Raw genomic sequence first — 26,254 nt, 5'->3', positions numbered from 1 at the left:
GTCACGCCTCGGGCTGGCGAAAGGCACGAGCGAAATGCGCGGCCTTAGCCTTGTGGAACGATGATCTAGCGGGAAAAGTTCCCGTGACACATTGAATTTTTGATGACGGCCCCGCCCGGCGAAGATGTGCCGAACGGGGCCCGCTTCTGTCAGCCCAGCAGGCGGGCGACCATCTCGCCCATATCGCGGCTGAGCTTCGGCTTGTCGCGCAGGCTTTCGAGTGCGGCGCGCATCTTGGCCTGACGGTCGTCGTCGTAGCGCCGCCAGGTCTGGAAGGCCGTCGCCATCCGCGCCGCGGTCTGCGGGTTCTTCTCGTCGAGACGCGCGAGCCATCCGGCGAGGAAGTCGTAGCCCGCGCCGTCGGCCCGGTGGAAGCCGGCATGGTTCGACACCAGCGCGCCCATCACCGCGCGGAAGCGGTTGGGATTCGTCCAGTCGAAGGCTGCGTGTCCGGTCAGGGCTTCCGCCCGCTCGACTGCAACCGGGGCGGGGGCGGACATGATCTGGATGCCGAACCACTTGTCCATGACCAGGCGGTCGTCCTTCCACTGTGCCTCGAACGCCGCGAGCGCGTCGTCCGCTCGCTCAAGCCGCACAAGATTGCCGAGCGCCGCGAGCTTCAGGGTCATGTTGTCCGCCGCCTCGAATTGCGCCTTGGCCGCCGATCCGCCGTCGAGGCGCGAAACCAGCGACAGCACGCGCGTGCCGAGCGCGCGCTTGCCGGACTGCTGTGCGTCCGGGGCGTAGGGTTCGGCCACGCGCGCCTCTTCGGAGAGGCCCGGCAGGTCGTCGGCCCAGCGGTCGGCTGTGGCGCGGACGGTGGCCTCGACCGCATCGCGGATCGCGTCGGGGTCGGGCGTGATGCCCTTCTCGTAGAGAGCCTGCGCCAGCTCGGACTGCGTCGGCAGCCCCATCATCAGAGCGCGGTAGGCGGGGTCGAGCGCGGGGTCGGTCACCACCGCCCGCAGCGCGTCGAGCCACGCGCCGTCGGGATCGGCCCCGTCCACCACGCTCGCGATCAGCGACCCGCGCGCAAGGCCGCGTCCGGCTTCCCACCGGCAATAGGGATCGGTGTCGTGGGCCAGCAGGAAGGCCTGTTCGGCGGCGTCGCTCTCGCGCTCGAGCACCACGGGGGCCGAGAAGCCGCGCAGGAGCGACGGGATCGGCCGGTCCGGCATGTTGTCGAAAGTGAAGCTTTGCTCGGGCTCGGTCACCTCGAGCAACTGCGTCGGAAGCACCTCTTCGCCGCCGGGCGAAAGAAGGCCCACCGCCACGGGCAGCACCTGCGGCAGCTTCTCGGACTGGCCGGGCGTGGCGGGCGTGCGCTGGCGGAAGGTCAGCGTGTAGCGCGCGCCTTCGTAGCTTTCCTCGACCGACAGGCGGGGCGTGCCCGACTGGGTGTACCAGCGCTTGAACTGCGACAGGTCGCGGCCGGTGGTGTCCTCGAAGACCTGAAGCCAGTCCTCGATGGTGCAGGCCTGACCGTCATGACGCTCGAAATAGAGCGCGACGGCCTTGTCATAGGCCTCGTCCCCCACCAGCCGCTTGAGCATCCCGATCACCTCGGCGCCCTTCTCGTAGACCGTGGCGGTGTAGAAGTTGTTGATTTCTTGGAAGCTCTCGGGCCGGACCGGATGGGACAGCGGCCCCTGATCCTCGGGGAACTGGCGGGCGCGCAGGTCGATCACGTCGCCGATCCGCTTCACCGGAGCCGAGCGCTGGTCGGCGGTGAACTGGCTGTCGCGGAAGACGGTCAGACCTTCCTTGAGGCACAGCTGGAACCAGTCGCGGCAGGTGATGCGGTTGCCGGTCCAGTTGTGGAAGTACTCGTGCGCGATGATCGCCTCGATCCGCTCGAAATTGGCGTCGGTCGAGGTGTCCTGGCTTGCCAGCACCGCCGAGGAGTTGAAGATGTTCAGACCCTTGTTCTCCATCGCGCCCATGTTGAAGTCGTCCACGGCGACGATGTTGAACACGTCGAGGTCGTATTCACGGCCGTAGACCTCCTCGTCCCAGCGCATCGAGGTTCTGAGCGCCTCCATGCCCCACGCGGTCTTGCCGAGGTCGCCCGGGCGCACCCAGAGGTTCAGGTCCACGTGCCGGCCCGACCGGGTGGTGAAGCTGTCCGAACGCGCCTCGAGATCGCCCGCCACCAGCGCGAACAGGTAGGAGGGCTTGGGCCATGGGTCGTGCCATTCCGCGACCCCGCCGTCCCGTGTGCCGGGATTGCCGTTCGACAGCATCACCGGCAGGTCCGACTCGATCCGGACGTCGAAGGTCGCCATCACATCCGGGCGATCAGGATAGTAGGTGATCTTCCGGAATCCCTCGGCCTCGCACTGGGTGCAATACATGCCGTTCGACATGTAGAGTCCTTCGAGCGCGGTGTTCTTCGCCGGCGCGATCTCGACCTCGGCTTCCCAGGTGAAGGGGGCGTCGGGCACCTCGCAGGTAAGCCCCTGCTCGGTCAGCGTGGGCGTGACCGGGCTTCCGTCGATCGCCGCCGAGATCAGCGTAAGGTCCTCGCCATGCAGGAAAAACGTGCGGTCGGTGGCGTCCGGGTTCGGGGCGAAGCGGATGCGGCTCTTCACCCGCGTGGCCTCGGGCGCGAGGGCGAAGGTCAGCTCCACGCCCTCCACCACGTAGCCGAACGGGGTGTAGTCCTTGAGGTAGATCGTCTGCGGGCTCGCGTCTTTCACGGGGGCACTCCTTCGGGGTTCGCGCCCTCGGCGACATGGTGCCGGGAGCGGGGGTCGACCAGCTTGCCGACCGCTTTGGCTGATCTACCGTCTAAGCCAACCCGCCGCGCCGCCGCAACGTGTGCGCCGCCCGCGCGGCCCAGCACTGACCAGAGGTTTTCAGAATGTCCGCACCCGATACCAACACCGAGAAGGAAGAACAGCGTCACCGTCCCGCCCTTCTGGGGATTCGCGCGTCCATCATCTATGCCGGGATCCTGCTGCTCGGCCTGATCGTCTGGCTGGTCGTCAGCGGTCAGGACGACACCGGTGAGCCCGGCGGAGACGACACCGTGCCCACCGTGGAAGAGGGCATGGAGACCGAAGAGGCGCTCGAAGGCTTCGAGGAGGAGACCTACGAGCCCGGCGGCAATTCCACCGGGTCGGTGAGCGCCGATAGCGAAGGCGAAAGCGGCGGCTCCGGGACAGAAAACGAGAACGGCGGCACCCAGTAAGACCCGCCGGATTGGCCCGCTCCCGCAAGAAAGCTGACCTGCCCACCAAGGTCTGTCCGGTCTGCGGGCGGCCCTTCGCCTGGCGCAAGAAGTGGGAGAAGGTCTGGGACGAAGTGCGTTACTGCTCCGAGAGATGCAGGCGCAACCGCAAGTCCACCGATTGATGCCGCTCCGACGTGCAAAGGTAAAAGACCCCGGTCGCTGCCAGCGGCCGGGGTCTTGTTTCCGATAGGAAACCCGTGTCATCTGCGCACGACGGTATGCCGGCCACGCCGGCACAGTCCGACACGGCAAGGAGGAGACGCCCATGACCGACCGCATCGACCGCCACGGATTGCAGGTGGACAAGATCCTCTGCGACTTCATCGAGACCGAGGCGCTGCCCGGTTCGGGTGTCGAGGCCGAGGCGTTCTGGTCGGGCCTGTCGGCGCTGGCGCATGACTTCGCGCCGCGCAACGCCGAACTGCTGAAGGTTCGCGAGGACCTGCAATCGAAGATCGACGACTGGCACACCGCGTATCGCGACCATCCGCACGACCACGCCGCCTACAAGGCCTTCCTCGAAGAGATCGGTTACCTGCTGCCCGAGGGCGACGACTTCGAGATCGAGACCTCGAACGTCGATCCCGAGATCGCCACGGTGCCCGGCCCGCAACTCGTGGTGCCGATCACCAACGCGCGCTATGCCCTGAACGCCGCGAATGCGCGCTGGGGCTCTCTCTATGACGGGTTCTACGGCACCGATGCGCTGGGCACGCCGCCGCCGGCGGGCGGCTATGACAAGGGCCGCGGCGCCCGGGTGGTGGCGCGCACCCGCGTGTTCCTCGACGAGGCGTTCCCCATCGACGGCGGCAGCCATGCCGATGCGCGCCGCTACCACGTGAAGAACGGCGCGCTGCTGGTCGATGACATGCCGCTGGCCCAGCCCGACAAGTTCGTGGGCTTCCGCGGCCACCCCAAGGCGCCCGAGGCGATCCTGCTGCGCAACAACGGTCTGCACGTGGAACTGGTCTTCGACCGCACCCACCAGATCGGCGCCCGCGATCAGTGCGGGCTTGCCGACGTGCGGCTGGAAAGCGCGGTCTCGGCGATCATGGATTGCGAGGACTCGGTCGCCTGCGTCGACGCCGAGGACAAGGCGCTGGCCTACCGCAACTGGCTGGGCCTGATGAAGGGCGACCTGACCGAACGCTTCGAGAAGGGCGGCGCCACCGTGACGCGCGCGCTCAACCCCGATCCGGCCTTCACCGCGCCGGACGGGCAGGGGACCGTGACCGTGAAGGGCCGCGCCCTGATGCTGGTGCGCAATGTCGGCCACCTCATGACCAACCCCGCGATCCTGCTGAACGACGGCTCGGAGATCTTCGAGGGGCTGATGGACGCGATGGTCACCACGCTGATCGCGCGCCACGACCTGTCGCGGGCTGGCGGCAACTCGACCGAAGGGTCGGTCTACGTGGTGAAGCCCAAGATGCACGGGCCGGCCGAGGTCGCCTTCGCCGACGAGACCTTCACCCGCGTCGAGGAAGCGCTGGGCCTGCCGCGCTACACCGTGAAGCTCGGCATCATGGACGAGGAGCGCCGTACCTCGGTGAACCTCAAGGAGTGCATCCGGGCCGCGAAGCACCGCTGCGCCTTCATCAACACCGGTTTCCTCGACCGCACCGGCGACGAGATCCACACCTCGATGGAGGCGGGACCCTTCAGCCGCAAGGGCTTCATCAAGGACAAGGGCTGGATCACCGCCTACGAGAACCGCAACGTGGACATCGGCCTCGAATGCGGGCTCTCGGGCAAGGCGCAGATCGGCAAGGGCATGTGGGCCATGCCGGACCTGATGGCGGCGATGCTCGAGGCCAAGATCGGCCACCCCAAGGCAGGCGCCAACTGTGCCTGGGTGCCGTCGCCCACCGCCGCCACGCTTCACGCACTGCATTACCACCGCGTGGACGTGCTGGGCGTGCAGGAGAAGTTGCGCGACGGCGGCCGGCGGGCGCACGTGGACGCGCTTCTCGACATTCCGCTCGCGTCCTTCCGCAAGTGGTCGCCCGAGCAGATCGCCCGCGAGGTGGAGAACAACGCGCAGGGCATCCTCGGCTACGTGGTGCGCTGGATCGACCACGGCGTCGGGTGCTCGAAGGTGCCCGATATCAACGACGTGGGCCTCATGGAGGACCGCGCGACCTGCCGCATCTCGGCCCAGCACGTCGCCAACTGGCTGCATCACGGCGTGGTGGAGCGCGAGGAGGTCATGACCATCCTGCGCCGGATGGCCGAGGTGGTGGACCGCCAGAACGCGGCCGATCCGTCCTACCGGCCGATGGCGCCGGGCTTCGACGGGATCGCCTTCCAGGCGGCCTGCGACCTGATCTTCCAGGGCCGCGAGCAGCCCTCGGGCTACACCGAGCCGGTCCTGCATCGCCGGCGCCTCGAGCTGAAGGCGATGGCGTAAGCGGATGAGACCGGCGAACCGGGGCTCTGCCCCGGACCACGGAGTACTTGGAACGAGAAGAAGACGGGCGGGGCGCGCATTATCCGCGCGGCCGGCCCAGGATATCACTTGGAAGAAACAGGAAGGGAGCCGACATGGCCGAGATTTCGCTGAGACGGGCCCGCACGATGATCCGCAAGGCGCTGGAGCACGCGCGCGGCGCCGAGTTCAAGCCCATGGCAGTGGCGGTGCTGGATTCGGGCGGCAACCTCATCGCCTTCGAGCGCGAGGACGGCGCGAGCCCCGGCCGCTACGAGATCGCCCGGGGCAAGGCCTATGGCGCGGTGATGCTGGGGATGCCAGGCTCTGCACAGATGGCGCGCGCTGAGGCACAGGCCTACTTCGTGGCCTGCGCGAACGGCGCGCTGGGTGGCGGGATGATCCCGGTGCCGGGTGGCGTTCTGGTCAAGGATTCCAAGGGCCGGACCATGGGCGCGGTCGGCGTGAGCGGGGATGCCTCGGAGAACGATGCGGCTGCCGCGAAAGCGGGCATCGAGGCCGCGGGACTTTCCGCCGAGGACTGATCCGCTTTATCAGGGAGGCCTTGCGGCCTATATCGAGTGGAACGCGCTTTCACCCGTCCCTGATCCAAGAGGCAGACATGGCCCGCCCGGTCATCGGCATCGTCACCAACTCGCACCTGATCAACGACCAGTACCCCGCCCACGCCAGCGGCACGATGCTGCAGCAGGCGGTGGCCGAGGTTTCGGACGGGCTGCCTCTCCTGGTGCCTGCCGATCCGACCCATGTCGACCTCGCGGACCTGCTGGACACCTGCGACGGCTTCCTGCTGCCAGGCGGGCGGCCGAACGTGCACCCGGAGGAGTACGGTGAGGAGCCGACCGAGGCCCACGGCGCCTTCGACCGGGGCCGCGACGGCGTGGTCCTGCCTTTGATCCGTGCCTGCATCGAGCGCGGGCAGCCGGTGCTGGGCGTCTGCCGCGGCTTCCAGGAGCTGAACGTGGCGATGGGCGGCACGCTCTATCCCGAGATCCGGGACCTGCCGGGACGCATGAACCACCGGATGCCCCCCGATGGCACCATCGAGGAGAAGTTCGCGCTGCGCCACGCGGTGAACTTCACCGAGGGCGGCCCGTTCCACCGGCTCATGGGCAGCCGTCAGGTCATGACCAACACGCTGCACGGGCAGGGGATCAAGGCCGCCGGGAAGCGCATCGTGATCGACGGCACCGCCGATGACGGCACGCCCGAGGCGATCTACGTCGACGGCGCGCCGGGCTACGCTTTGGCCGTGCAATGGCATCCGGAATACCGCGCCGCCGAGGACCCGGTATCGCGCCCGCTCTTCGCGGCCTTCGGCGATGCCGCGCGGGCGTGGTCGCGCGGGCACGTGGCCACGCCGGATCGCAAGACCGCCTGAAGCCGGGAGCGCGCGGCCCGTCAGGCCGCCGCGGCGGACGACGGCGCAGCCGTCAGCGCCGGGCGGATCAGCGCGGCCTCGCGGCGCTTCACTGCCATCCGGGCGAGGGGGCCGTAGCTCTCGGCCCCGGTCCGTAGCGTCGGCACCGCCTCGAAGAGCGAGGCCCGGGCGCTGTCCGAAAGCGCGGCGAGTCCCACCGGCCCGGGATGAAAGCTCTCGGTCGCGGCGCCCTCGGCATAGATCACGTGATGGGCGTCGAGCAGCAGGTGGATGTAGGTCACCTCGGCCGTGGGGGCGCGGAAGATGCCCGCGGCATCGTCGAGATGGCTGGCGGTGACGAAGACCTCTGGCGCGGCGAAATACATGCCTGCCCGCCAGTCGGCGACCAGCAGCCGGTGCCGCGGCGACACGGTCAGCGCCCGGCGCTGGCCCGGCAGGACGCCCGCCGGTACCGTCACGGGAGCAAAGTCACCGAAGCCTCCGACCCGGCTTGCGCCGACCCAGCGCAAGGGCAGCGGCCCGGCGTCCCTGGTCACGATCCGGTCGCCGGGGCGAAGCGTCTCGATCGGGCGGGGGCCGGTCTCGGTCAGGATCAGCGTTCCGGGCACGAAGCAGATGATGTCGTCGATGTTCGAGAAGGTGACGACCGTGCCGTCGTACATGGTGACCGAGCCGGAATACTCGCCACCGCCCGTTTCGGTCCGCGTGAGCGTGCCCCGGTCGGCCAGCCCAGCGAGGTCGAGCCGGTCGCCCTTGGCCTGGTCGAGCGTCCCGCCGTCGATGGTGATCGTGCCGCCGCCGCCCTCGCCGAGGTCCACCAACCGGTAGAGGTCGTCGCCCGCGCCGCCCGAGACGGTGTCGTCGCGGCCGACCTCGAACGTGTCGTCGCCGGCACCGCCCTCCATGTAGTCCGCGCCGGTGCCGCCGATAACCGAATCCGCGCCGACGCCGCCGTAGAGGCTGTCGTCTCCGCCGCGCCCGTCGATGGTGTCGTCGCCGGAGCCACCGTAGATGACGTTGGTCCAGTCCGGCCCCTGCGCGTCGTAGCCGGTGAGCACGTCGTCGTAATCCGAGCCGATGATGCCGTCGAGGCCACCCCAGCTGACGTCGCCCTCGGCGTCGCCGCCGGAGAAGGTGTTGTTGGACAGGTCCACCCGCACCGCGCTGCCGGAGCCCGCGTAACTGACGAAATCCATGCCCGATGCGGCGTCGAGCATGTCGGCGCCCGCGCCGCCCTCGAGGGTGTCGTTGCCGGCGCCGCCACGCAGGGTGTCATTCCCGGCGCCGCCCAGAAGGCTGTCGGCCCCGTCGCCGCCGTCGAGGGAATCCGCCCCGCCGCCGCCCGCGATCGTGTCGTCGCCGCCGCGCCCCAGGATGGTGTTGGCGCCTGCGTCGCCGGTCAGCGCGTCGCCGCCCGCGCTGCCCGCAAGGTTTTCGATGCCGCCGGCCAGCACGTCGCCGGTGGCGTCTCCGCCCGAGGCCGTTCCTGCGCCGAGGTCGACCGAGACAGGCGCGGCCGAACTGCCGTAGTCCAGCCAGTCGATGCCGGTGCCGCCCGCGACGGTATCGGCGCCACCGCCGCCGAGAAGCGTGTCGTTGCCCGCCCCGCCGTCCATGAAGTCGCTGCCGGACCCGCCGTCGAGCAGGTCGTTGTCGCCACCGCCAGACAGCGTGTCGTTGCCGGCCTCGCCGTAGAGCCGGTCGTTTCCCGCGCCGCCGACGATCGAGTCGTCCCCCGCGCCGAGGGTCTGCGCGGTGAAGTTCACGTCGGTCAGCCAGATGCCCTGGGTGCCGGATTGCTGGTTGGCATAGGTGATCGAGATGCTCGAGACCGGGCCCGCGATCTCGACGAGGACCGAACCGCCGGCCTGGTCCTGGTTATCGGCGACCTCGTTTGCCGTGATCGTGCTGCCCGACACCGTGTCGCCGCCCGATGGGGTCAGCGTGACCGCCACCGGGTTGCCGGCCGCGTCGAAGGCGGTGACGGTGACCACGTCGGTGTGGTTCCCGCTGCCCCAGTCGATGTCGTTGATGCGGAACGAGACGTCGGTGACCTCGTCCGCCACGTCGGCGCCGTCGGATGCGGCGAAGCTCATGGTTGTGGTCGAGGTCGGACCGTTGCCCTGGCCGAAGAGGAACAACGAGGAGTTGGACGCGAAGTCCTCTCCGGGGGCTACGTATTGCGGCCGCGCGGTGTCCACGAGGAAGGTGGGAACGTTGTCGCCGGTGTCCTCGAAGCCGAGGGTCACGTCGATGGCGCCGGTATCCTGGGTGAACCCGGCCGAGAGGTCGGTCCCGTCGCCGCCCTGGTCGGTCCAGCGCAGTGTGCCGTCCACGTCGCGCGGGGCGGTGCCGCCGTAATCGCCGTAGATCACGTCGTCGCCGGCCTGGCCAAGCAACGTATCGGAGCCGCGGCCGCCGTAGACTGTGTCGTTGCCGGCCCCCGCCTCGACGCTGTCGCCCGGCGCGTCGGCGGAGTCGTCGGTCTGCTCGTAGGCCGGATCGAGATAGTCCGGATCGATGCGGTCGGCGCCGGAGGTGCCGTCGACGATGCCATCGGGCTCGGCGTAGTCGGCATAGGTGAAAACGGGCGATCCCGCGTTCACGTCCGGGTTCGTGTCCCGCTGCACCACCTGGTAGGTGCGCCCCTGGATCAGCGGCGCCTCGGAGAGTGTGTACTGGCCCGTCGCGCCGCCGCTCTCCACGTCGAACTGTGCGACCTGGAACTCGCGTCCGGTCACGGTGTCGCGCAGGGTCCAGACGATCTCGGCATCGACGGTGGTCGAGGTCGAGGTGCCCCCGGGCACGCTGACCGAGGCGGTCGCGGTCTCGCCCCCGGCGCTGTCGTCGTCGAGCGTCAGGCCGCCCGCGCCGGCCTCGTTGTCGGTGATCGTCGCAATGCCGTTGTAGTCCGCCGGACCGGTCCAGACGAAACTCGAGCCCGACGCCCCCATCAGGTTCGTCGGCTGGAAGGCATAGAAGCGCAACGTGTAGGTCGGCATCCGGTGCTCTCTTCTCGGGGCGACGCGGCCGGACGAGCGGGCGCGCGGTTCCGTGTCGGAATAGCGTCGCCCGGCGGCGAAAAGATGGTAAACGAGGCCGTAACCAAGGCACGTTCCGGGTCCTTTCGCGGCGTGTTTCGGCGTCACGGACGGGCCAGCGCCCGCCAGGCAGGCTGGGGGCCGTGCGACGGACGGCGAGAGGGGGATTGCGATGGCGGGACAGCAGAAAGAACACGGGCCGCAGGGGCCACGCGGCCTTGGCTGGATCGATCTCCCGCCGGTCTGGCTGGCGGCGGCGCTTGTCGGGTCCTGGCACTTGCGCGGGATCGGTCCGGACCTCGGCGCTTTCGGCCTCGCCGCGGGCGGCCTCGTGGCGGTTGCGGCCCTGGTCCTCGTCGCGCTGGCAGTGCGCGAGTTCGCCCGCCACCGCACCACGGTCGTGCCGCACCACGTTCCCGCCGAGCTGGTCACCACCGGCATCTACGCGCGCTCGCGCAATCCGATTTACCTCGCCGACCTGATGATCCTCGGCGGGCTGTCGCTGGCCTGGAATGCGCCGCTCGGTCTGGCGCTCGTTCCGATACTCTGGTGGATCCTCGACCGCCGCTTCGTACGACCTGAAGAAGCCCGAATGAGTGGCAAGTTTCTTGCCGGCTTCGATGCCTACACGCAACGAACGGGTAGGTGGCTTTAACTCGTCCGGCCGCTATGCTCTAAACCCGGCAAACAAGGTGAATTCCGACATGGCGGCCCTCCGGCCGCCATGTCGTCACGTCTGACGGAGAGGGAACCAATCTCGTGAAGATAGGGACGCCAAAGGAAATCCTTCCGGGCGAGAACCGGGTGGCGATGACGCCCGACTCGGCGCGGATGCTGCAGAAACTGGGTCACGAATGCCTGGTCGAGGCCGGTGCCGGCGAAAAGGCCGGCTCCCTCGACGATGCCTACCGAGAGGCGGGCGTCGAGGTCGTGGACGGTGCCGACGCGCTCTGGAGCGGGGCGGATATCATCGCCAAGGTGCGGCCGCCCACGGAAGAGGAACTCAACCACCTCGACAGCTCCAAGACGCTGATCTCGCACTTCTATCCGGGTTCGAACGAAGAACTGATGAAGCTCGCCGCCGACAAGGGCGCGAGCGTCATCGCGATGGACATGATCCCGCGCATCAGCCGCGCGCAGAAGATGGACGCGCTGTCGTCGATGGCCAATATCGCGGGCTACCGCGCGGTCATCGAGGCGGGCAACAACTTCGGCCGGTTCTTCACCGGCCAGGTCACCGCGGCGGGCAAGGTGCCCCCGGCCAAGGTGCTGGTCGTCGGCGCGGGCGTCGCGGGCCTCGCCGCCATCGGGACGTCCACCTCGCTGGGCGCGATCACCTACGCCTTCGACGTGCGGCCCGAAGTGGCCGAGCAGGTCGAGAGCATGGGCGCCGAGTTCGTCTACCTCGACTTCGAGGAAGAGCAGGAAGACGGTTCGGAATCCGGCGGCTACGCCAAGCCGTCGAGTCCCGAGTTCCGCGAGGCGCAGCTGGCCAAGTTCCGCGAGCTTGCACCCGACATCGACATCGTCATCACCACGGCCCTGATCCCGAACCGGGAAGCGCCCGAGCTGTGGACCGAGGACATGGTTAAGGCCATGAAGCCGGGATCGGTGATCGTCGATCTTGCCGCCGAGCGTGGCGGCAACTGCAAGATGACCGTCAAGGACGAGAAGATCGTCACCGACAACGGCGTGACGATCGTCGGCTACACCGACTTCCCCAGCCGGATGGCCACGCAGTCCTCGACGCTCTACGCGACGAACATCCGTCACCTGATGACCGACCTGACGCCCAAGAAGGACGGCAAGGTCGATCACGACATGGAGGACGACGTGATCCGCGGCGCGACCATCGCGCATGCCGGAGAGGTCACCTTCCCGCCGCCGCCGCCCAAGACCAAGGCGATCGCGGCGCAAAAGCCCAAGCCGAAGGAAAAGGAGAAGACGGCGGAGGAGAAGCGCGCCGAGGAAATGGCCGCTTTCAAGCAGCAGACCAAGCAACAGGTCACGCTGCTCGCCGTCGGCGCGGTGCTGATGCTGCTCGTGGGCATGATCGCCCCGGCCAGCTTCCTGCAGCACTTCATCGTCTTCGTGCTGGCCTGCTTCGTCGGCTTCCAGGTGATCTGGGGCGTCGCGCACAGCCTGCACACGCCGCTCATGGCGGTGACCAACGCGATCTCGTCGATCATCATCCTCGGCGCGCTCATGCAGATCGGATCGGGGTCGTTCCTCGTGATCCTGCTGGCGGCGCTGTCGGTGTTCATGGCCGGGATCAACATCTTCGGGGGCTTCCTCGTGACACGGCGAATGCTCGCCATGTTCCAGAAATCGTAAGTCGGAGGGGACAATGGACTTCGGATTCACTACCGCGGCCTACGTGGTCGCAGCCGTCCTCTTCATCCTCTCGCTGGGTGGATTGTCGGGACAGGAAAGCGCGAAACGCGCCGTGTGGTACGGCATCGTCGGCATGGCGCTGGCGGTCTTCGCCACACTCATCGGACCGGGCGGCGGCCTTTGGTGGCTGTCGATCATCCTGATCGCGGGGGGCGGCGCCATCGGCACGGTCGTCGCCAAGCGCGTCGGCATGACCGAGATGCCGCAGCTGGTCGCGGCGATGCACTCGCTCGTCGGTCTCGCGGCGGTCTTCGTGGGCTACAACGCCCATATCGAGATCGGCCGGATAAGCTCGGTCTTCGCCGAAGCGGGCATCCCGTTCCCGCTGGGCGAGATGGAGGCGGCCATGCTTGCGCAGGCCGACGCCCTGTCAGAGCAGTTCCGCGGCTTCGGCGCGATCGTCGCCCACAAGACGCAGGCCGAGATCAACGTCCTGCGGCTCGAGCTCTTCCTCGGCATCTTCATCGGTGCGGTGACCTTCACCGGCTCGGTGATCGCCTACGGAAAGCTGGCCGGAAAGGTCTCGTCGGCGGCCACCAAGCTGCCGGGTGGGCACCTTCTGAACGCGGCCGCGGCCGGCGTGTCGCTGCTGTGCCTGTTCTGGTACTTCGGCACGGGCGGGCTGTTCCCGCTGATCCTGATGACGCTGCTCGCGCTCTTCATCGGCTATCACCTGATCATGGGCATCGGCGGCGCCGACATGCCGGTGGTGGTGTCGATGCTGAACAGCTACTCGGGCTGGGCCGCGGCGGCGATCGGCTTCTCGCTGTCCAACGACCTTCTGATCGTGGTCGGCGCGCTCGTGGGCTCCTCGGGTGCGATCCTGTCCTACATCATGTGCAAGGCGATGAACCGCTCGTTCATCTCGGTCATCCTCGGCGGCTTCGGCGGCTCGGCGGGACCGGCGCAGGAGGTCGAGGGCGAACAGGTCGCCATCGATGCCGACGGCGTGGCACAGGCGCTGGAAGAGGCCGACTCGGTCGTCATTGTGCCGGGCTACGGCATGGCAGTGGCTCAGGCGCAGAACAACGTCGCCGAGCTGACCCGCCGCCTGCGCGGTCAGGGCAAGGAAGTGCGCTTCGCCATCCACCCCGTCGCGGGCCGTCTGCCGGGGCACATGAACGTGCTGCTGGCCGAGGCGAAGGTGCCCTACGACATCGTGCTCGAGATGGAGGAGATCAACGACGACTTCCCCGACACCGACGTGGTGATCGTCATCGGCTCCAACGACATCGTGAACCCGGCGGCGCAGGACGACCCGAACTCGCCCATCGCTGGGATGCCTGTGCTCGAGGTCTGGAAGGCGAAGAACGTGTTCGTGTCCAAGCGCGGGCAGGGCACGGGCTATTCCGGCATCGAGAACCCGCTGTTCTTCAAGGACAACACGCGGATGTTCTACGGCGACGCGAAGAAGTCGCTCGACGACCTGCTGCAAAAGGTCAGCTGACCTCGCGCGGGGCGGCCTGTTCCGGCCGCTCCGACGCCAAACCCACGGGCTGTTGCCAATGAGCGACACCCCGTTAGCCAATCCCCGCCGACGCGGTGGCTTGGCTCTGCCGACCGGCGGCGACCCTGTAAGACAGAGACGAGCTTCGTGCTAAGACCCCCCGTACCCGCTGCCACGGGAGCGGGGGAAGCTGCTGCCCCGAGGTCCACGTCATGATCGCCCAGGAAACCCGGTCCGTCCGTATCTTCGCGATGGTTACCATCGGCCTTCTTCTGGCCGGCGTCGCCATGCTGTCCAACCCGTTCATCGGGCACTGGGCGCTGCTCCTGGCGCTGGGGGCGGTGCTGACGCTCGTGCGGGCGATCGTTCTTGCCGTGCGCATCGACGCGCCGCAGCAGGGGCATGATCGGCCCTGATCGCGACACGGTTCCCGGGACGCGGCAATCCGGGGGCTTTACGGATCGGCGCCGGGCGGTGACTACTCGTTCCGACGAGACCGACCCGAGGACACCATGCCGCCGATCCAGGATCACCCACTGCGCTACCGGTTGGCGAACGAGCTGCACGCGCGTCCCTTTCCCTCGCTCACCGCGCCCTGCCGGGCTGTCTACCTCGCGGTCAAGAAACCGCATCAGGCGGCGTCGCGGGACCGCGCGCTCGACCTCGCGCACCTGACCGAGCTTCTGGACCGCTACGGGACCCAGCATCCGCAGCCGGGCGCGACCCACTGGTCGGGCCGGATCGGGCAACACACCCTCAAATGGGAGCAGCACACCGAATTCGTCACCTACACGGTGTTCCTCAACGGCCTGACCGAGCGGCCGTTCGATCCGGCGGATTTCGATGTCTTCCCGAGCGACTGGCTCGACCGCGCACCGGGGGTGCGGATGACCTCGGCGCTGGTGCGGGTGACCGAGCGGCCCGAGGACGATGCCGAGGCCGGCCGAATGATCGACGACTGGTTCGTGCCCGAAAGCATGGCCGTCAGTTCCGTCATCGACGACGACGCGATCATCGCGGGCGACTTCCGCATCGACCCCGCCGGCCACCAGCGCTTTGCCGTGTTCCCGCGCGCCCATGTGGGCGAGCGCCGGGTGGGCAGGATCGTCCAGCGCGTGACCGAGATCGAGACCTACAAGGCCATGTCGATGCTGGGCTTCACCCGCGTGCGCGAGATCGCCCCGCGGCTGGGCGAGATCGACACCGAGCTGTCCGAGCTGATGGAGGCGATGGTCCAGGGCACCGGTCCGGCCGAGGAGACGCTGAAATCGCTGCTGGCGGTGTCTTCCGACCTCGAGCGGCTGTCGGCCCAGACCTCGTTCCGTCTCGGTGCCACGGCGGCCTACGAGGCCATCGTCGGCCAGCGCATCTCGGTCCTGCGCGAGGAGCGCTGGCAGGGGCGTCAGACCTTCGCCGAGTTCATGATGCGCCGCTACGATCCTGCGATGCGGACGGTGAAGTCCACCGAGAAGCGGATCGGCACCATGAGCCTGCGGGCCATGCGCACCTCCGAGCTTCTGCGCACGCGGGTAGAGGTCGAACGCTCGGCCCAGAACCAGGAACTGCTCGAGGGCATGAACGCGCGGGCCGACATGCAGCTGCGCCTGCAGAAGACTGTCGAGGGGCTGTCTACCGTGGCGATCAGCTACTACGCGGTTTCGCTTGCCTCCTACCTGCTTTACCCGGCCGCCGAGGCGATGGGCATCTCCAAGGGGATGCTGACCGCTGCGGTGACGTTGCCGGTGATCCTCGGGGTGTGGTTCATGGTTCGCCGGATCCGTCGCGCGGTCGAGCACGAGTAGGCGACCGAATCCTCAGCGCCCCCGGAGTCGCGGATCGAGCGCGTCGCGCAGCCCGTCGCCGAGGTAGTTGACGCTCAGCACGGTCAGCGAGATCGCCACGCCCGGCAGGATCACCCGCTCGGGGAAATCGACCATGCGCGCGACCGCGTCCGCCAGCATCTTGCCCCAGGTGGGATAGTCCGACGGAAAGCCCACGCCGAGGAACGACAGCGCGCTCTCGGTGATGATCGCGGTGGCGAGGCCCAGCGTCGCCGAGACCATGATCGGCGACAGCACGTTGGGCAGCAGGTGGCGCAGGATGATCTTCCACGAGGTCGTGCCGATGGAGCGTGCCGCCAGCACGAATTCCCGCTCCTTCAGCGCCAGCACGTCGCCGCGCACGATCCGCGCGGTGGGCATCCACGAGGTGATGCCGATGACCGTGACGATCAGGATGAACATGCCGCCCTCGGGGCCGAAATTCGCGCGCAGCGGCTGACGGAAGAGGGTCACGGCCACCAGCAGAAGCGGTAGGATCGGCAGCGACAGGAACAGGTCGGTCAGTCGCATGAGCAGCCCGTCGAGCCGGCGGAAAAAGCCGGCAGTGACCCCGATGGCCGTGCCGATCAGCACCGACAGGAGCATCGCCGCCCAGCCCACGGCGAGCGACGCGCGCCCGCCCGAGATCATCTGCGCCAGCATGTCCCGCCCGAGGTTGTCCGTGCCGAAGGGATGCGCCCAGGAGATCGCCGCGTCGCCGTTCCAGAGGCCCACGTAGATCGGCCGCAGGTCCTTGTTGCGGATGTCGAGCTCCTGCGGATCGAGCGTCCAGAGCCACGGCCCGAAGATCACCGCGAGGGTGATGAACAGCAGGAACGCGCCGCCGGCGACCGCGCCCTTGTGGCGGGTGAACTGCTCCCACACGTCGCGCCACTTGGAGCGGGGCGGCGCTTCGGGGCCGTCGTCGGCAAGCGCGTCGATGGCGGTGGGGCTGGCGGGAACGGGTTCAGTCATAGCGGATCCGCGGGTCGAGCAGGCCGTAGAGCACGTCGGCCACGAGGTTGAACAGCACGATGAGCGCCGCGAAGATGAAGGTCAGCGTCATCACCATCGGCAGGTCGTTGGCGAAGAGCGATGTGATCAGCAACTGCCCGATCCCGTTCACCTTGAAGACGTTCTCGGTGATGATGGCGCCGCCGAAGATCGCCGGAACGCCGAGCGCGATGACCGTGACCACCGGGATCATCGAGTTCCGCAGCACGTGGACGTTGACGACGATCGCCTCGCGGAGGCCCTTGGCGCGGGCGGTCCGGACGTAGTCCTGTCCGAGATTGTCGAGCATCGAGGCGCGCATGTAGCGCGAGAACTGCGCGGTGATCTGCAGCGCCAGCACCATCACGGGCATGATCATCTGGCTCAGCTGCACCATGAAGCTGTCCCAGTCGTTGACCACGTGAGTGGTGTCGTAGATCGACGGGAACCAGCCCAGCTGCACCGAGAAGATCACGATCAGCAGAGGGCCGGTGAAGAACGGCGGGATCGAGAAGCCGATCATGGTCACGAAGGTGCCCGCCTGGTCGAAGACCGAGTATTGCCGGTAGGCCGAGTAGATGCCCACCGGGATCGCGATCAGGATGCCGACCACGTAGGCCAGCCCCACGACCCACAGGGTCTGGGGGATGCGCTGCATCACGATTTCCATCACCGGCGAGCGCGTCTGCCACGAGATCACCCGCAGATCGCCGTTATAAAGCGAGGTATCCGGCAGCCAGCCCAGCAGAAGCGTGTCGCGGGTCAGCCAGTCGATGAAGACCGCGGGCTCCAGCAGGAAGACCTGCCGCAGCCATTTGGCGTATTGCACCAGCACCGGCTCGCCGAGGCCGAGCGCCTCGCGCATCTGCTGCTTGACCTCCGGCGGCACCGTCAACGGAACCTGCGCCATCGGATCGCCGGGGGCGAGTTGCAGGAGCATGAAGATCACGAAGCTGATGAGGATCAGCGTCGGGATCGACAGGATCAGGCGTCGGATCGTGAATGTGAGCACATGGCCTCGTGGCGTCGAACGGAATGAGGGGGCAGAGCGGCTACCGCGGGGACGGGACCATCCGCGTGCGGGCGTCGGGCCCGGGCGGTGGCGTATGGTGGCCTGTCCGTGCAACCGAAGCACGCTTCATGGTCGGGGACTTGGTCAGAGGCGGCGGCGCTGCGGTCGTCGAGGTCCGGGCCGGGACGGCACCGACCGCTCTCGGTCAAGGCAAGCGCCCCGTGGAAGTCGTGCGCGGCACCGGGCATCCGCAGGCCCTTTCGCGCGCTGCGTGGCGCGCGCGTGCGGGCTGCGGCGGGGGGCTCCCGCCACGTCCCGCGTCCGAGCGGCCGGGCGATGTTGTCCATCTTGGCATGCCTCCGGGCTGGGCCGGAAAAGGGGCCGGGCAGGGGCCGGAGCGGGCGGGCCGCTCCGGCCGGCGTCGTCACTCCTCGCGGTACCAGTCCGCGATGTTCCACAGTTCGCTGTCCCAGGTGTTCAGGACCACGCCGCCGAGGCTGTTCGACTTGGCCGACACCCGACCGCGGTGCACGAGCGGCACGATGGTCATCGTCTCGGCGGTCAGGATGTCGTTGAGCTCCTTGGCGATGCGCTGACGCTCTGCCGGCTCGCCGGTCTCGCCCAGTTCGTCGAGCAGCGCGTCGTATTCCTCGGAACAGAAGCGGTTGATGTTCTCGCCCTGCCACTGGCTCTCGGGCTTGGGCTCGTTGCCGCAGCGATACTGCGCGAGATAGGGCTGCGGATCGGTGCCGTCGAAGTTGTTGGCGTACATCTCGACGTCCGCGTAGAACTTCTGGAACGTGTCCGGGCTGCCCGGGTCGCCACCGAAGAACACCGACGAATCGACGTTGCGCAGCTCGGTCTCGACGCCGATCTCCGACCACCACTGCTTGATGAGCGCCTGGAAGTCCTGGCGCACCGCGTTGGTCGAGGACTGGAACAGCAGCGACAGGTCCATGCCGTCCTTCTCGCGCACGCCGTCGCCGTTCTCGTCGGTCCAGCCGGCTTCGTCCAGAAGCGCCTTGGCGCCCTCGATGTCCTGCGTCAGGCACTCGGTGTTGTCCGAGGCGAACTGCTCGGGCGCAGGCACGAGGTTGCAGGTCGCCTGCCCGGCCTGACCGTAGCCGATCTCGGTGAGAAGCTGCCTGTCGATGGCCATCGACAGGGCCCGGCGCACGCGTTCGTCGGTGAGGATCGGATGCGGATGCTGCACGGTCGCGCGCTCGCCCTCGGGAAGGTCGGGGGAGGGATCGGTCATGTTCATCTCGATCCGCTCGACCAGCGTGCCGAAGGCCGCGATCGGCTCGCCCTGGCCGGCTGCGGCCATCTGGTCGAGCACGTCGGGCGTGAGCTGCAGGTTCCACGCGTAGTCGTATTCGCCGGTCTCGAGGACCGCGCGCGCCGCGGCCACCGCGTCGCCGCCGCCCTTGAAGTTCACCGTCTGGAACGCCGGCTTGTCCTCTTCGCGGTAATTGTCGTTGGCCGTGAAGGTGATGACGTCGTTGGGGCGGAAGTCCTCGACCACGAAGGGGCCGGTGCCGATCGGATTGAAGTTGGCTTCGGTGCAGGTTGACGCCGCCGCGCCGAGGCAGTCCTGGAACTGGGCCTTCTGGATGATCGGGCTCTCGCCGCCAACGAACATCGAATAGGGGTTGGGCATCGGGCGCGAGAAGGTCACCGTGACGGTCTGGTCGTCCACCGCCTCGACGCTTTCGATGTGGTCGAACTTGGCGCGCTGGGCGCAGCCGCCCTCGGGGTCCATGCAGTATTCTGCGGTGAACACCACGTCCTCGGCGGTCAGCGGCGAGCCGTCGGACCACGTGATGTCGTCGCGCAGGTTGTATGTGATCTGCGTCAGGTCCTCGGACACGCCGCCGTTCTCCAGAGTGGGAACCTCGGTCACCAGCCATGGCTGACGCTCGGCGGTCTCGTCGTAACGCACCAGCGGCTCGAGAACGAGGCTCGACGCCTGGATGTCCTTGGTGCCGCCCGACAGGTACGGATTCAGGATCGACGGCGCCTGCCAGTAGAGGATGTTGACCTGGCCGTCCTCGCCGCGTTCGGCATGGGCGGCGGCGGTCAGCGCGCACAGAGCCGCGGTCCCCGTCAGAAGGGTCTTGAGCGTCATGGATGTCTCCCTGTTGGCGGGCGGTCGTGTGCCGCCCCTCATTCTTGGTGAACCTGCCCGACCATCTCCGTGGTCGTGGGGCCCTGATGCTGATCGAAGCCAAGCTGCGCCCGAAATGCAACCCCGGGGCTGGGCTGTCGTGACGTTCCGCCGGCAACGCCGCCGAGCAGGGCACTCTGCCGCCTCTCGCGGCGGCAGGTCGGACAGATGCGCGACACCGGGGTGACGGGGCGTCCCGGGGGCTTGCCAGCGCAACGCCGCGGCTTCTAGCGTTCCACGGACCCCGTTCCTTCGCCAGAGGTGCCCATGCTCGACGCCGCCCCCGCCGCCAACCCGACCGATAGCGCCGCCCGGCCCGTCGCCCGTATCGACAGCCTGCGGGTCGAGTTTCGCACCCGGCGCGGCACCATCGTGGGCGTCAAGGATGTCTCCTTCGACGTGAAGCCCGGCGAGACCGTCTGCGTCGTCGGCGAGAGCGGGTCGGGCAAGTCGGTGTCGTCGCTGTCGCTCATGCGCCTGATCGAGTTCGGCGGCGGCGAGATCGCGGGCGGGCGGCTGCTGTTCGACCGTGGGGGGCAATCGGCCCTCGACCTGGCCACTGCCGACGAAGAGCTGATGCGCGACATCCGCGGCAACGAGATCGGCATGATCTTCCAGGAGCCCATGACCGCGCTGAACCCGGTCTTCACCGTGGGGCGGCAGCTGACCGAGGGCCTGCGTGTCCACCGGAACATGTCCAAGCGCGATGCCCGGGCCCGCGCGCTCGAGCTTCTGCGCGAGGTCCGCATCCCCGAGCCCGAACGCCGCCTCGACCAGTATCCGCACGAGCTTTCCGGGGGGATGCGCCAGCGCGTGGTGATCGCCATGGCGCTCGCCTGCCGGCCGAAGCTCCTGATCGCGGACGAGCCGACCACGGCGCTCGACGTGACCATCCAGGCCGAGATCCTCGCCCTCATCGACCGTCTGAAGCGCGAGACCGGCACGGCGGTCATGTTCATCACCCACGACATGGCCGTGGTCGCGCAGATGGCCGACCGCGTGGTGGTGATGTTCCGCGGCGAGAAGATGGAGGAAGGCCCGGTGGAGGAGATCTTCGCCAATCCGCGCCACGCCTATACCCGTGCGCTTCTGGCCGCGGTGCCACGGCTGGGCGAGATGGAGGGCACCGACGCGCCGTCGCCCATGCGTCTCGTCGGCCGCGACGGACCCGAGCCGAAGCCGATCCCGGGAACGACCGAGCCGCTTCTGCGGGTGCGCGGGCTGACCACGCGCTTTCCGGTCAAGGGCGGCCTGATGCGTCGCACGGTGGCGCGGGTGCACGCCGTCGAGAACGTGTCCTTCACGCTCAACAAGGGACAGACGCTGTCGCTCGTGGGCGAGTCTGGCTGCGGCAAGTCCACGGCGGGCCGCTCGCTTCTGCGGCTGGTCGAGCCGGATTCGGGCGAGATCGAGCTCGACGGCCGCGACGTCATGGCGCTGTCGGCGCGCGATCTGCGCAAGGCGCGGGCGGACATGCAGATGATCTTCCAGGACCCGTTCGCTTCGCTCAATCCCCAGATGCCGCTGGCCGAGCAGGTGGCCGAGCCCATGCGGAACTTTCCCGGGCTGGCGAAGGGGGACGAGATCCACGACCGGGTGGCGGCGCTCTTCGACCGCGTGGAACTGCCGCGCAGCTACCTGCGCCGATACCCGCACGAGCTGTCGGGGGGCCAGCGCCAGCGCATCGCCATTGCCCGCGCCCTCGCGCTGAACCCCAAGCTGATCGTATCGGACGAGGCGGTCTCGGCGCTCGACGTGTCTGTGCAGGCGCAGGTGCTGAACCTGATGATGGAGCTGCAATCCGAGCTGGGCCTGTCCTATCTCTTCATCAGCCATGACATGGCGGTGGTGGAGCGTGTGTCCCACCACGTGGGCGTCATGTATCTCGGCCGGATCGTCGAGATCGGCCCCCGCCGCGCGGTCTTCGAGGACCCGCGCCACCCTTACACCAAAGCACTCATGCAGGCGGTGCCGGTGGCCGATCCGACCCGGCGCACGCGCGAGCGGGACCTGAACTTCAAACCGATCCCCTCGCCGATCCATCCGAATGGTCACGAGCCGGGGCCGTCCGTCTACGAGGAGGTCGGACCGGGCCACCACGTACTGACGTCCGAGAGCGGATACTGAGTCGCCGGCGCCGGGCGGAAGCTTGGCTGGACGAACGGGGCAGGCGAAGGCCGAACGCATCCGGTCGAACGTGATTCCACGGAACCCGACCGTTCCATCGCTGGCGGTGACTGCGAGGCGTGGTCCGCGATCGTCGCGGATGTCGGGCAGAGGCCACTGGATGGTCGCCGGCAGGAGGGACCGTGGCGCGTCGACCGGGATGGGGCTGGAAGCCGGCCTGTCCTGTCGCCGGGCCGCGTCGCGTCGGCTGCGCGAGCGGCTCTGGGGCGGAGTGACGCCCGCTCGGAGCCGGCGCGGCACCGCGGGACGCGCCCTGGGTCAAGTCTGCGCTGGAGAGACCGGGGGGGGGCGGCGCCTGCGGCGCGTCGGATCACTCGGACCGTACGGCGCTTTCGGCGACGAGATGCGCTCGATCCCTGTGAGGCCCGGGCCGACGGCCGGACGCTCACCCTTTCGCCGCTTGCCGGACTGCGACCGTGCGCCGCCCACCGGAACCCTGTCCGCCACACGCCGTTGCCCCCTCGGTAAGGGGATCGAAAGGACCGAAATGACACGTTTCGCCGACAAGACCGCCATCGTCACCGGCGCGGCCTCCGGCATCGGCGCGGCCACCGCGCGGCGCCTGTCGGGCGAGGGCGCCAACGTCATGCTGGTGGACGCCGATGCCGAGGGGCTGAACCGCGTGGCAGCGGACTTGCCGGCGGAACGCACGCGCACGCTGGCCGGCGACATCTCGCGGGAGGACGTGAACGCCCGCATGGTCGCCGACGCGTGCGAGACGTTCGGCGGCGTGAACATCCTTGTCCCCAATGCCGGAATCGCGGTGAAGGGCACCATCGGCGACCTGCCCACCGAGGATTTCCGCCGGGTGATCGAGACGAACCTCTTCGGCACGCACCTTGCCATGAAGCACGCGTGGTCGGCGCTCCGGACGCGTCACGGCTGCGTGGTGGTCACCGATTCCGTCTCGGGCATCCGCGGCGACTGGGGCGCGTTCGCCTACAACACCTCGAAGGGCGCGATCACCAATCTCGTGCGCGCGACCGCGCTCGACTACCGCACCCACGGCGTGAGGGTGAACGCGGTGGCGCCGGGCTTCACCCGCACCGGCATGACCGCCGATCACGTGGACGATCCCGACTATCTCGCCGACATGCTGCCCCGCATCCCCATGGGCCGCGCGGGCGAGGCCGAGGAAGTCGCCGCCGCCATCGCCTGGCTCGCCAGCGACGACGCGAGCTTCGTGAACGGGGTGATCCTGCCGGTGGACGGCGGCACCACGGCTTCGAACGGTCAGCCGCCACTGGGCTGAAACCTCCGGCACCCGGACCCCGTGCGCCCGGCCCGACAGGTGGCTCCCTGCCCGTCGGCCGCGCCTGGCGCTGAGCAATCCGAGCCGCGTGCGCGACTGCCTCGCCGTTCGACATTCCGCACGTGTGGCACCCTGGTCTCGGACGAACGCGACCGCGCGCTCTGGCCGACATGTCCCGACCGCGCTACGCCTTCGTGAAACGCGAAGGAACACACATGCCAGACCGCCTCTCACCCCGTGCCATCCTCGACCGCCTCGTGGCGTTTCCCACCGTCAGCCGTGACAGCAACCTGCCGCTGATCGACTGGGTCGAGGACTACCTCGCGGGGCACGGCATCACCGCGCACCGCCACTGGAACGAGGACGGCACCAAGGCCGCTCTCTTCGCCCATGTCGGCCCCGAAACCGAGGGCGGCGTGGTCCTGTCCGGGCACACGGACGTGGTGCCGGTGGACGGTCAGGACTGGACCCATGCGCCGTGGGAGGTGACAGAGGCGGACGGCAAGCTTTTCGGGCGGGGCACCACCGACATGAAGGGCTTCGACGCGCTGGCGATCTGGGCGGCGGTCGAGGCGCAGCACGCCGGGGTGTCGCGTCCCTTGCAACTTGCGCTTTCCTACGACGAGGAGATCGGCTGCACCGGCGCGCCGCCCCTGATCGCGGCGATGGCCGACCTGCCGCGCGCCTCCGCCGTGATCGTGGGCGAGCCGACGGGCCTGTCGCCGGTCACCGGCCACAAGGGCGGCGTCAGCTTCGAGGTCCACGTCCACGGCTACGAGGTGCATTCGTCGATCCTGCACACGGGCGTGTCGGCGATCATGTGGGGCGCGAAGCTTATCGAATGGGCGAACGAGCTGAACGACAGGCTGCTTGCCGCCGAGCCCTCGGCGCTCGCGGCGCCTTTCGACCCGCCCTGCACGAACCTGCACGTGGGCCGCATCTCGGGCGGTACCGCGCACAACATCACCGCGAAGGACTGCACCTTCCTCGCCGGGTTTCGCGTGGTGCCCGGAGAGGACCCGCAGGACTGGCGGCGCCGCTTCCACGAGGCCGCGGCGGATCTCACGCGCCGGATGCAGGCGATCCGCCCCGAGGCGTGGATCGAGGTGCGTGACACGTTCTCGCTGCCGACCTTCGTGCCGGAAGAGGGGGGCGAGGCCGAGGCGCTGGCCCGCGCGCTCACCGGCGACAATGGCCCGGCCGGCGCAGTCAGCTTCGGCACCGAGGCGAGCCACTTCCAGGCCGCCGGCTATTCGGCGGTCGTCTGCGGGCCGGGCGACATCGCGGTTGCCCACCAGCCTGACGAATTCATCACCGTGGCGCAGTTCGAAGGCGGCCAGCGGATGATGCAACGCCTCGTCGAGCACCTCGCGCGATGAGCTTTCCCTTCACACTCCCCGAGACTCCAGAGCACGACGGAGAGCTCCCCGATGCCGCCGACGCCGTGATCGTGGGCGGCGGCGTGATCGGCGTCTGCGCGGCGCTGGCGCTGGCCGAGGACGGCCTGCGCGTGGTGCTCTGCGAGAAGGGGCGCGTGGCCGCCGAACAATCGAGCCGCAACTGGGGCTGGGTTCGGGTGCAGGGACGCGACCCGGCCGAGATCCCGGTGGCGCTCGAGGCGCAGCGCCTTTGGCAGGAGTTCGACACAGCCTGCGACGGCCGCCTCGGACTGCGCCGGGTCGGCTTGACCTACCTGGGCGAAACGGAGGCCGAGGTCGCGCGCTTCTCGTCCTGGCTGGCCTCGGCCTCGCCCTTCGGGGTCTCGAGCCGCCTGCTCGACCGCGAGGGCGTGGCGCGACTGCTGCGGGGGGCATCGACGCGCTGGGCCGGAGGGTTGCACACGCCGACCGACATGGTGGCCGAGCCGTGGGTCGCGGTGCCCGAACTCGCCCGCCTCGCCGCCGCGCGCGGCGTGACCATCCGCGAGCGGTGCGCGGTCCGGACCCTGCGGACCGAGGCGGGCGCCGTGACCGGCGTGGTAACCGAACGCGGTCCCATCCGTGCCGATCGCGTCCTCGTGGCGGGTGGAGCGTGGTCCTCGCTGTTCCTGCGCCGCCACGGCGTGTCGATCCCGCAGCTCTCGGTGCGCGCGACCGCGCTCGAGACCGGCCCGCTGCCGCAGGTCACCGGCACGGCGGGCGTCGACAGCCGGCTCGCCTTCCGGCCGCGTGGCGACGGCGGCTATACGCTGGCGCCCTCGACCGCGTCCGAGTTCTACGTCGGGCCCGATGCCCTGCGCGCAGCCCGAAAGTACTGGCGCGTTCTGCGCGAGACCGGCTTCGACATCCGTCTGCACCCGGCGGCACCGGCGGGTTTTCCCGATGCCTGGGGCACGCCGCGGCACTGGGGCGACGCGGACGAAACCCCGTTCGAGCGAATGCGCATCCTTACGCCACCGCCCAACCTCGACAAGGCGCACTCCGCCTGCGCGGCCTTCGCCGAAAGCTTCCCGGAGGCGGGGCCGGTGACGCCGCGCACGGCCTGGGCGGGGATGATCGACACCATGCCCGACGTGGTGCCGGTGGTGGATCGCGTGGCACCGGTGCCCGGCCTGACTGTCGCTACGGGCATGAGCGGCCACGGGTTCGGCATTGGCCCGGCCTTCGGCCGCATCGCCGCGGCGCTCATGCAGGATCGCGACCCCGGCCACGCGCTCACCCGCTTCCGCTTCGACCGCTTCTCGGACGGCAGCCCGATGCGCCCGGGGCCCGGGTTCTGAGCGGGTGACGGTCTTGGAAAGGGACCGACCTGCGCGGCGACCGACGTCGAGCAGGGACGCCGTCGTTCGTGGAGAACGTGGCGATCGTCGCAGAGCGGGCCCGTCGCCCGTCCTGACGGCACATCTCGGCCGCGATCCTCGTTCGCCATCCCGCTTC

The 26,254-nt window shown here is 68.8% G+C and carries 19 protein-coding genes; 14 read left to right on the top strand and 5 right to left on the bottom strand.

The window, feature by feature from the left end; translation table 11 throughout:
* Positions 1–149: 149 nt before the first annotated feature.
* Complete coding sequence (pepN, locus tag BMX29_RS09560; protein WP_092812241.1) at positions 150–2,699, bottom strand: aminopeptidase N; 2,550 nt, start codon at positions 2,697–2,699, stop codon at positions 150–152.
* Positions 2,700–2,863: 164 nt separating this feature from the next.
* Here pepN and BMX29_RS09555 point away from each other — a divergent pair, with 164 nt between their 5' ends.
* The 5 genes from BMX29_RS09555 to BMX29_RS09535 all read left to right on the top strand — a co-directional run bounded on the left by BMX29_RS09555 (position 2,864) and on the right by BMX29_RS09535 (position 7,065).
* Entirely contained in the window at positions 2,864–3,193 is a 330-nt protein-coding gene (locus BMX29_RS09555; RefSeq protein ID WP_092812239.1) for a hypothetical protein, read from the top strand.
* 11 nt (positions 3,194–3,204) lie between these two features.
* Positions 3,205–3,357 carry a DUF2256 domain-containing protein gene (locus BMX29_RS09550; RefSeq protein ID WP_092812237.1) on the top strand — a complete coding sequence of 51 codons (153 nt, stop codon included), beginning with the start codon at positions 3,205–3,207 and terminating at the stop codon, positions 3,355–3,357.
* Between the two features lie 143 nt (positions 3,358–3,500).
* Positions 3,501–5,645 (top strand): malate synthase G, encoded by a 2,145-nt coding sequence (locus BMX29_RS09545; RefSeq protein ID WP_092812235.1) that lies wholly within the window; start codon positions 3,501–3,503, stop codon positions 5,643–5,645.
* Positions 5,646–5,779: 134 nt separating this feature from the next.
* Entirely contained in the window at positions 5,780–6,208 is a 429-nt protein-coding gene (locus BMX29_RS09540; protein WP_043844640.1) for a GlcG/HbpS family heme-binding protein, read from the top strand.
* A 77-nt stretch (positions 6,209–6,285) separates the two neighbouring features.
* Complete coding sequence (locus tag BMX29_RS09535; protein WP_092812233.1) at positions 6,286–7,065, top strand: gamma-glutamyl-gamma-aminobutyrate hydrolase family protein; 780 nt, start codon at positions 6,286–6,288, stop codon at positions 7,063–7,065.
* 20 nt (positions 7,066–7,085) lie between these two features.
* On the opposite strand, the gene BMX29_RS09530 is transcribed toward BMX29_RS09535, so the two are convergent.
* The gene (locus BMX29_RS09530) at positions 7,086–10,067 is read right to left on the bottom strand and encodes a Hint domain-containing protein (RefSeq protein WP_092812231.1); all 2,982 of its coding nucleotides are present in this window, start codon (positions 10,065–10,067) and stop codon (positions 7,086–7,088) included.
* 211 nt (positions 10,068–10,278) lie between these two features.
* On the opposite strand from BMX29_RS09530, the gene BMX29_RS09525 reads away from it, so the two are divergent.
* From BMX29_RS09525 to BMX29_RS09505, 5 genes are all read left to right on the top strand, one after another.
* Entirely contained in the window at positions 10,279–10,761 is a 483-nt protein-coding gene (locus tag BMX29_RS09525; RefSeq protein ID WP_092812229.1) for a methyltransferase family protein, read from the top strand.
* A gap of 104 nt (positions 10,762–10,865) precedes the next feature.
* On the top strand, positions 10,866–12,440 hold the full coding sequence (locus BMX29_RS09520; RefSeq protein WP_092812227.1) for a Re/Si-specific NAD(P)(+) transhydrogenase subunit alpha: 1,575 nt from the start codon (positions 10,866–10,868) through the stop codon (positions 12,438–12,440).
* Between the two features lie 13 nt (positions 12,441–12,453).
* Entirely contained in the window at positions 12,454–13,947 is a 1,494-nt protein-coding gene (locus BMX29_RS09515) for an NAD(P)(+) transhydrogenase (Re/Si-specific) subunit beta (RefSeq protein WP_043844637.1), read from the top strand.
* A gap of 212 nt (positions 13,948–14,159) precedes the next feature.
* Positions 14,160–14,363 (top strand): hypothetical protein, encoded by a 204-nt coding sequence (locus tag BMX29_RS09510; RefSeq protein ID WP_043844636.1) that lies wholly within the window; start codon positions 14,160–14,162, stop codon positions 14,361–14,363.
* A gap of 96 nt (positions 14,364–14,459) precedes the next feature.
* The gene (locus BMX29_RS09505) at positions 14,460–15,749 is read left to right on the top strand and encodes a DUF3422 family protein (RefSeq protein ID WP_092812225.1); all 1,290 of its coding nucleotides are present in this window, start codon (positions 14,460–14,462) and stop codon (positions 15,747–15,749) included.
* A 12-nt stretch (positions 15,750–15,761) separates the two neighbouring features.
* Here BMX29_RS09505 and BMX29_RS09500 read toward each other — a convergent pair whose 3' ends face one another.
* The 3 genes from BMX29_RS09500 to BMX29_RS09490 all read right to left on the bottom strand — a co-directional run bounded on the left by BMX29_RS09500 (position 15,762) and on the right by BMX29_RS09490 (position 19,900).
* Positions 15,762–16,742 (bottom strand): ABC transporter permease, encoded by a 981-nt coding sequence (locus BMX29_RS09500; RefSeq protein ID WP_092812223.1) that lies wholly within the window; start codon positions 16,740–16,742, stop codon positions 15,762–15,764.
* Entirely contained in the window at positions 16,735–17,772 is a 1,038-nt protein-coding gene (locus BMX29_RS09495) for an ABC transporter permease (protein WP_092812221.1), read from the bottom strand. Before BMX29_RS09495 ends, BMX29_RS09500 begins: the two co-directional genes overlap by 8 nt.
* Before the next feature lie 424 nt (positions 17,773–18,196).
* Complete coding sequence (locus BMX29_RS09490) at positions 18,197–19,900, bottom strand: peptide ABC transporter substrate-binding protein (RefSeq protein WP_092812219.1); 1,704 nt, start codon at positions 19,898–19,900, stop codon at positions 18,197–18,199.
* 306 nt (positions 19,901–20,206) lie between these two features.
* Here BMX29_RS09490 and BMX29_RS09485 point away from each other — a divergent pair, with 306 nt between their 5' ends.
* The 4 genes from BMX29_RS09485 to BMX29_RS09470 all read left to right on the top strand — a co-directional run bounded on the left by BMX29_RS09485 (position 20,207) and on the right by BMX29_RS09470 (position 26,097).
* Positions 20,207–22,066 carry an ABC transporter ATP-binding protein gene (locus BMX29_RS09485; RefSeq protein ID WP_092812217.1) on the top strand — a complete coding sequence of 620 codons (1,860 nt, stop codon included), beginning with the start codon at positions 20,207–20,209 and terminating at the stop codon, positions 22,064–22,066.
* Between the two features lie 547 nt (positions 22,067–22,613).
* Positions 22,614–23,378, top strand: coding sequence for a meso-2,3-butanediol dehydrogenase (gene budC / locus BMX29_RS09480; RefSeq protein ID WP_092812215.1), 765 nt, complete (start codon positions 22,614–22,616; stop codon positions 23,376–23,378).
* A 215-nt stretch (positions 23,379–23,593) separates the two neighbouring features.
* Positions 23,594–24,757, top strand: a complete 1,164-nt coding sequence (gene argE, locus BMX29_RS09475) for an acetylornithine deacetylase (RefSeq protein WP_092812213.1) — start codon at positions 23,594–23,596, stop codon at positions 24,755–24,757.
* Positions 24,754–26,097 carry an NAD(P)/FAD-dependent oxidoreductase gene (locus BMX29_RS09470; protein WP_092812211.1) on the top strand — a complete coding sequence of 448 codons (1,344 nt, stop codon included), beginning with the start codon at positions 24,754–24,756 and terminating at the stop codon, positions 26,095–26,097. The genes argE and BMX29_RS09470 overlap by 4 nt, the downstream gene beginning before the upstream one ends.
* Positions 26,098–26,254: the final 157 nt, after the last annotated feature.

The organism is Roseivivax marinus, assembly GCF_900109705.1.
In the GTDB taxonomy this organism is placed as follows: domain Bacteria; phylum Pseudomonadota; class Alphaproteobacteria; order Rhodobacterales; family Rhodobacteraceae; genus Roseivivax; species Roseivivax marinus.
The sequence above is the reverse complement of the archived record's forward strand: the minus strand, read 5'-3'. Positions and strand labels throughout refer to the sequence as shown.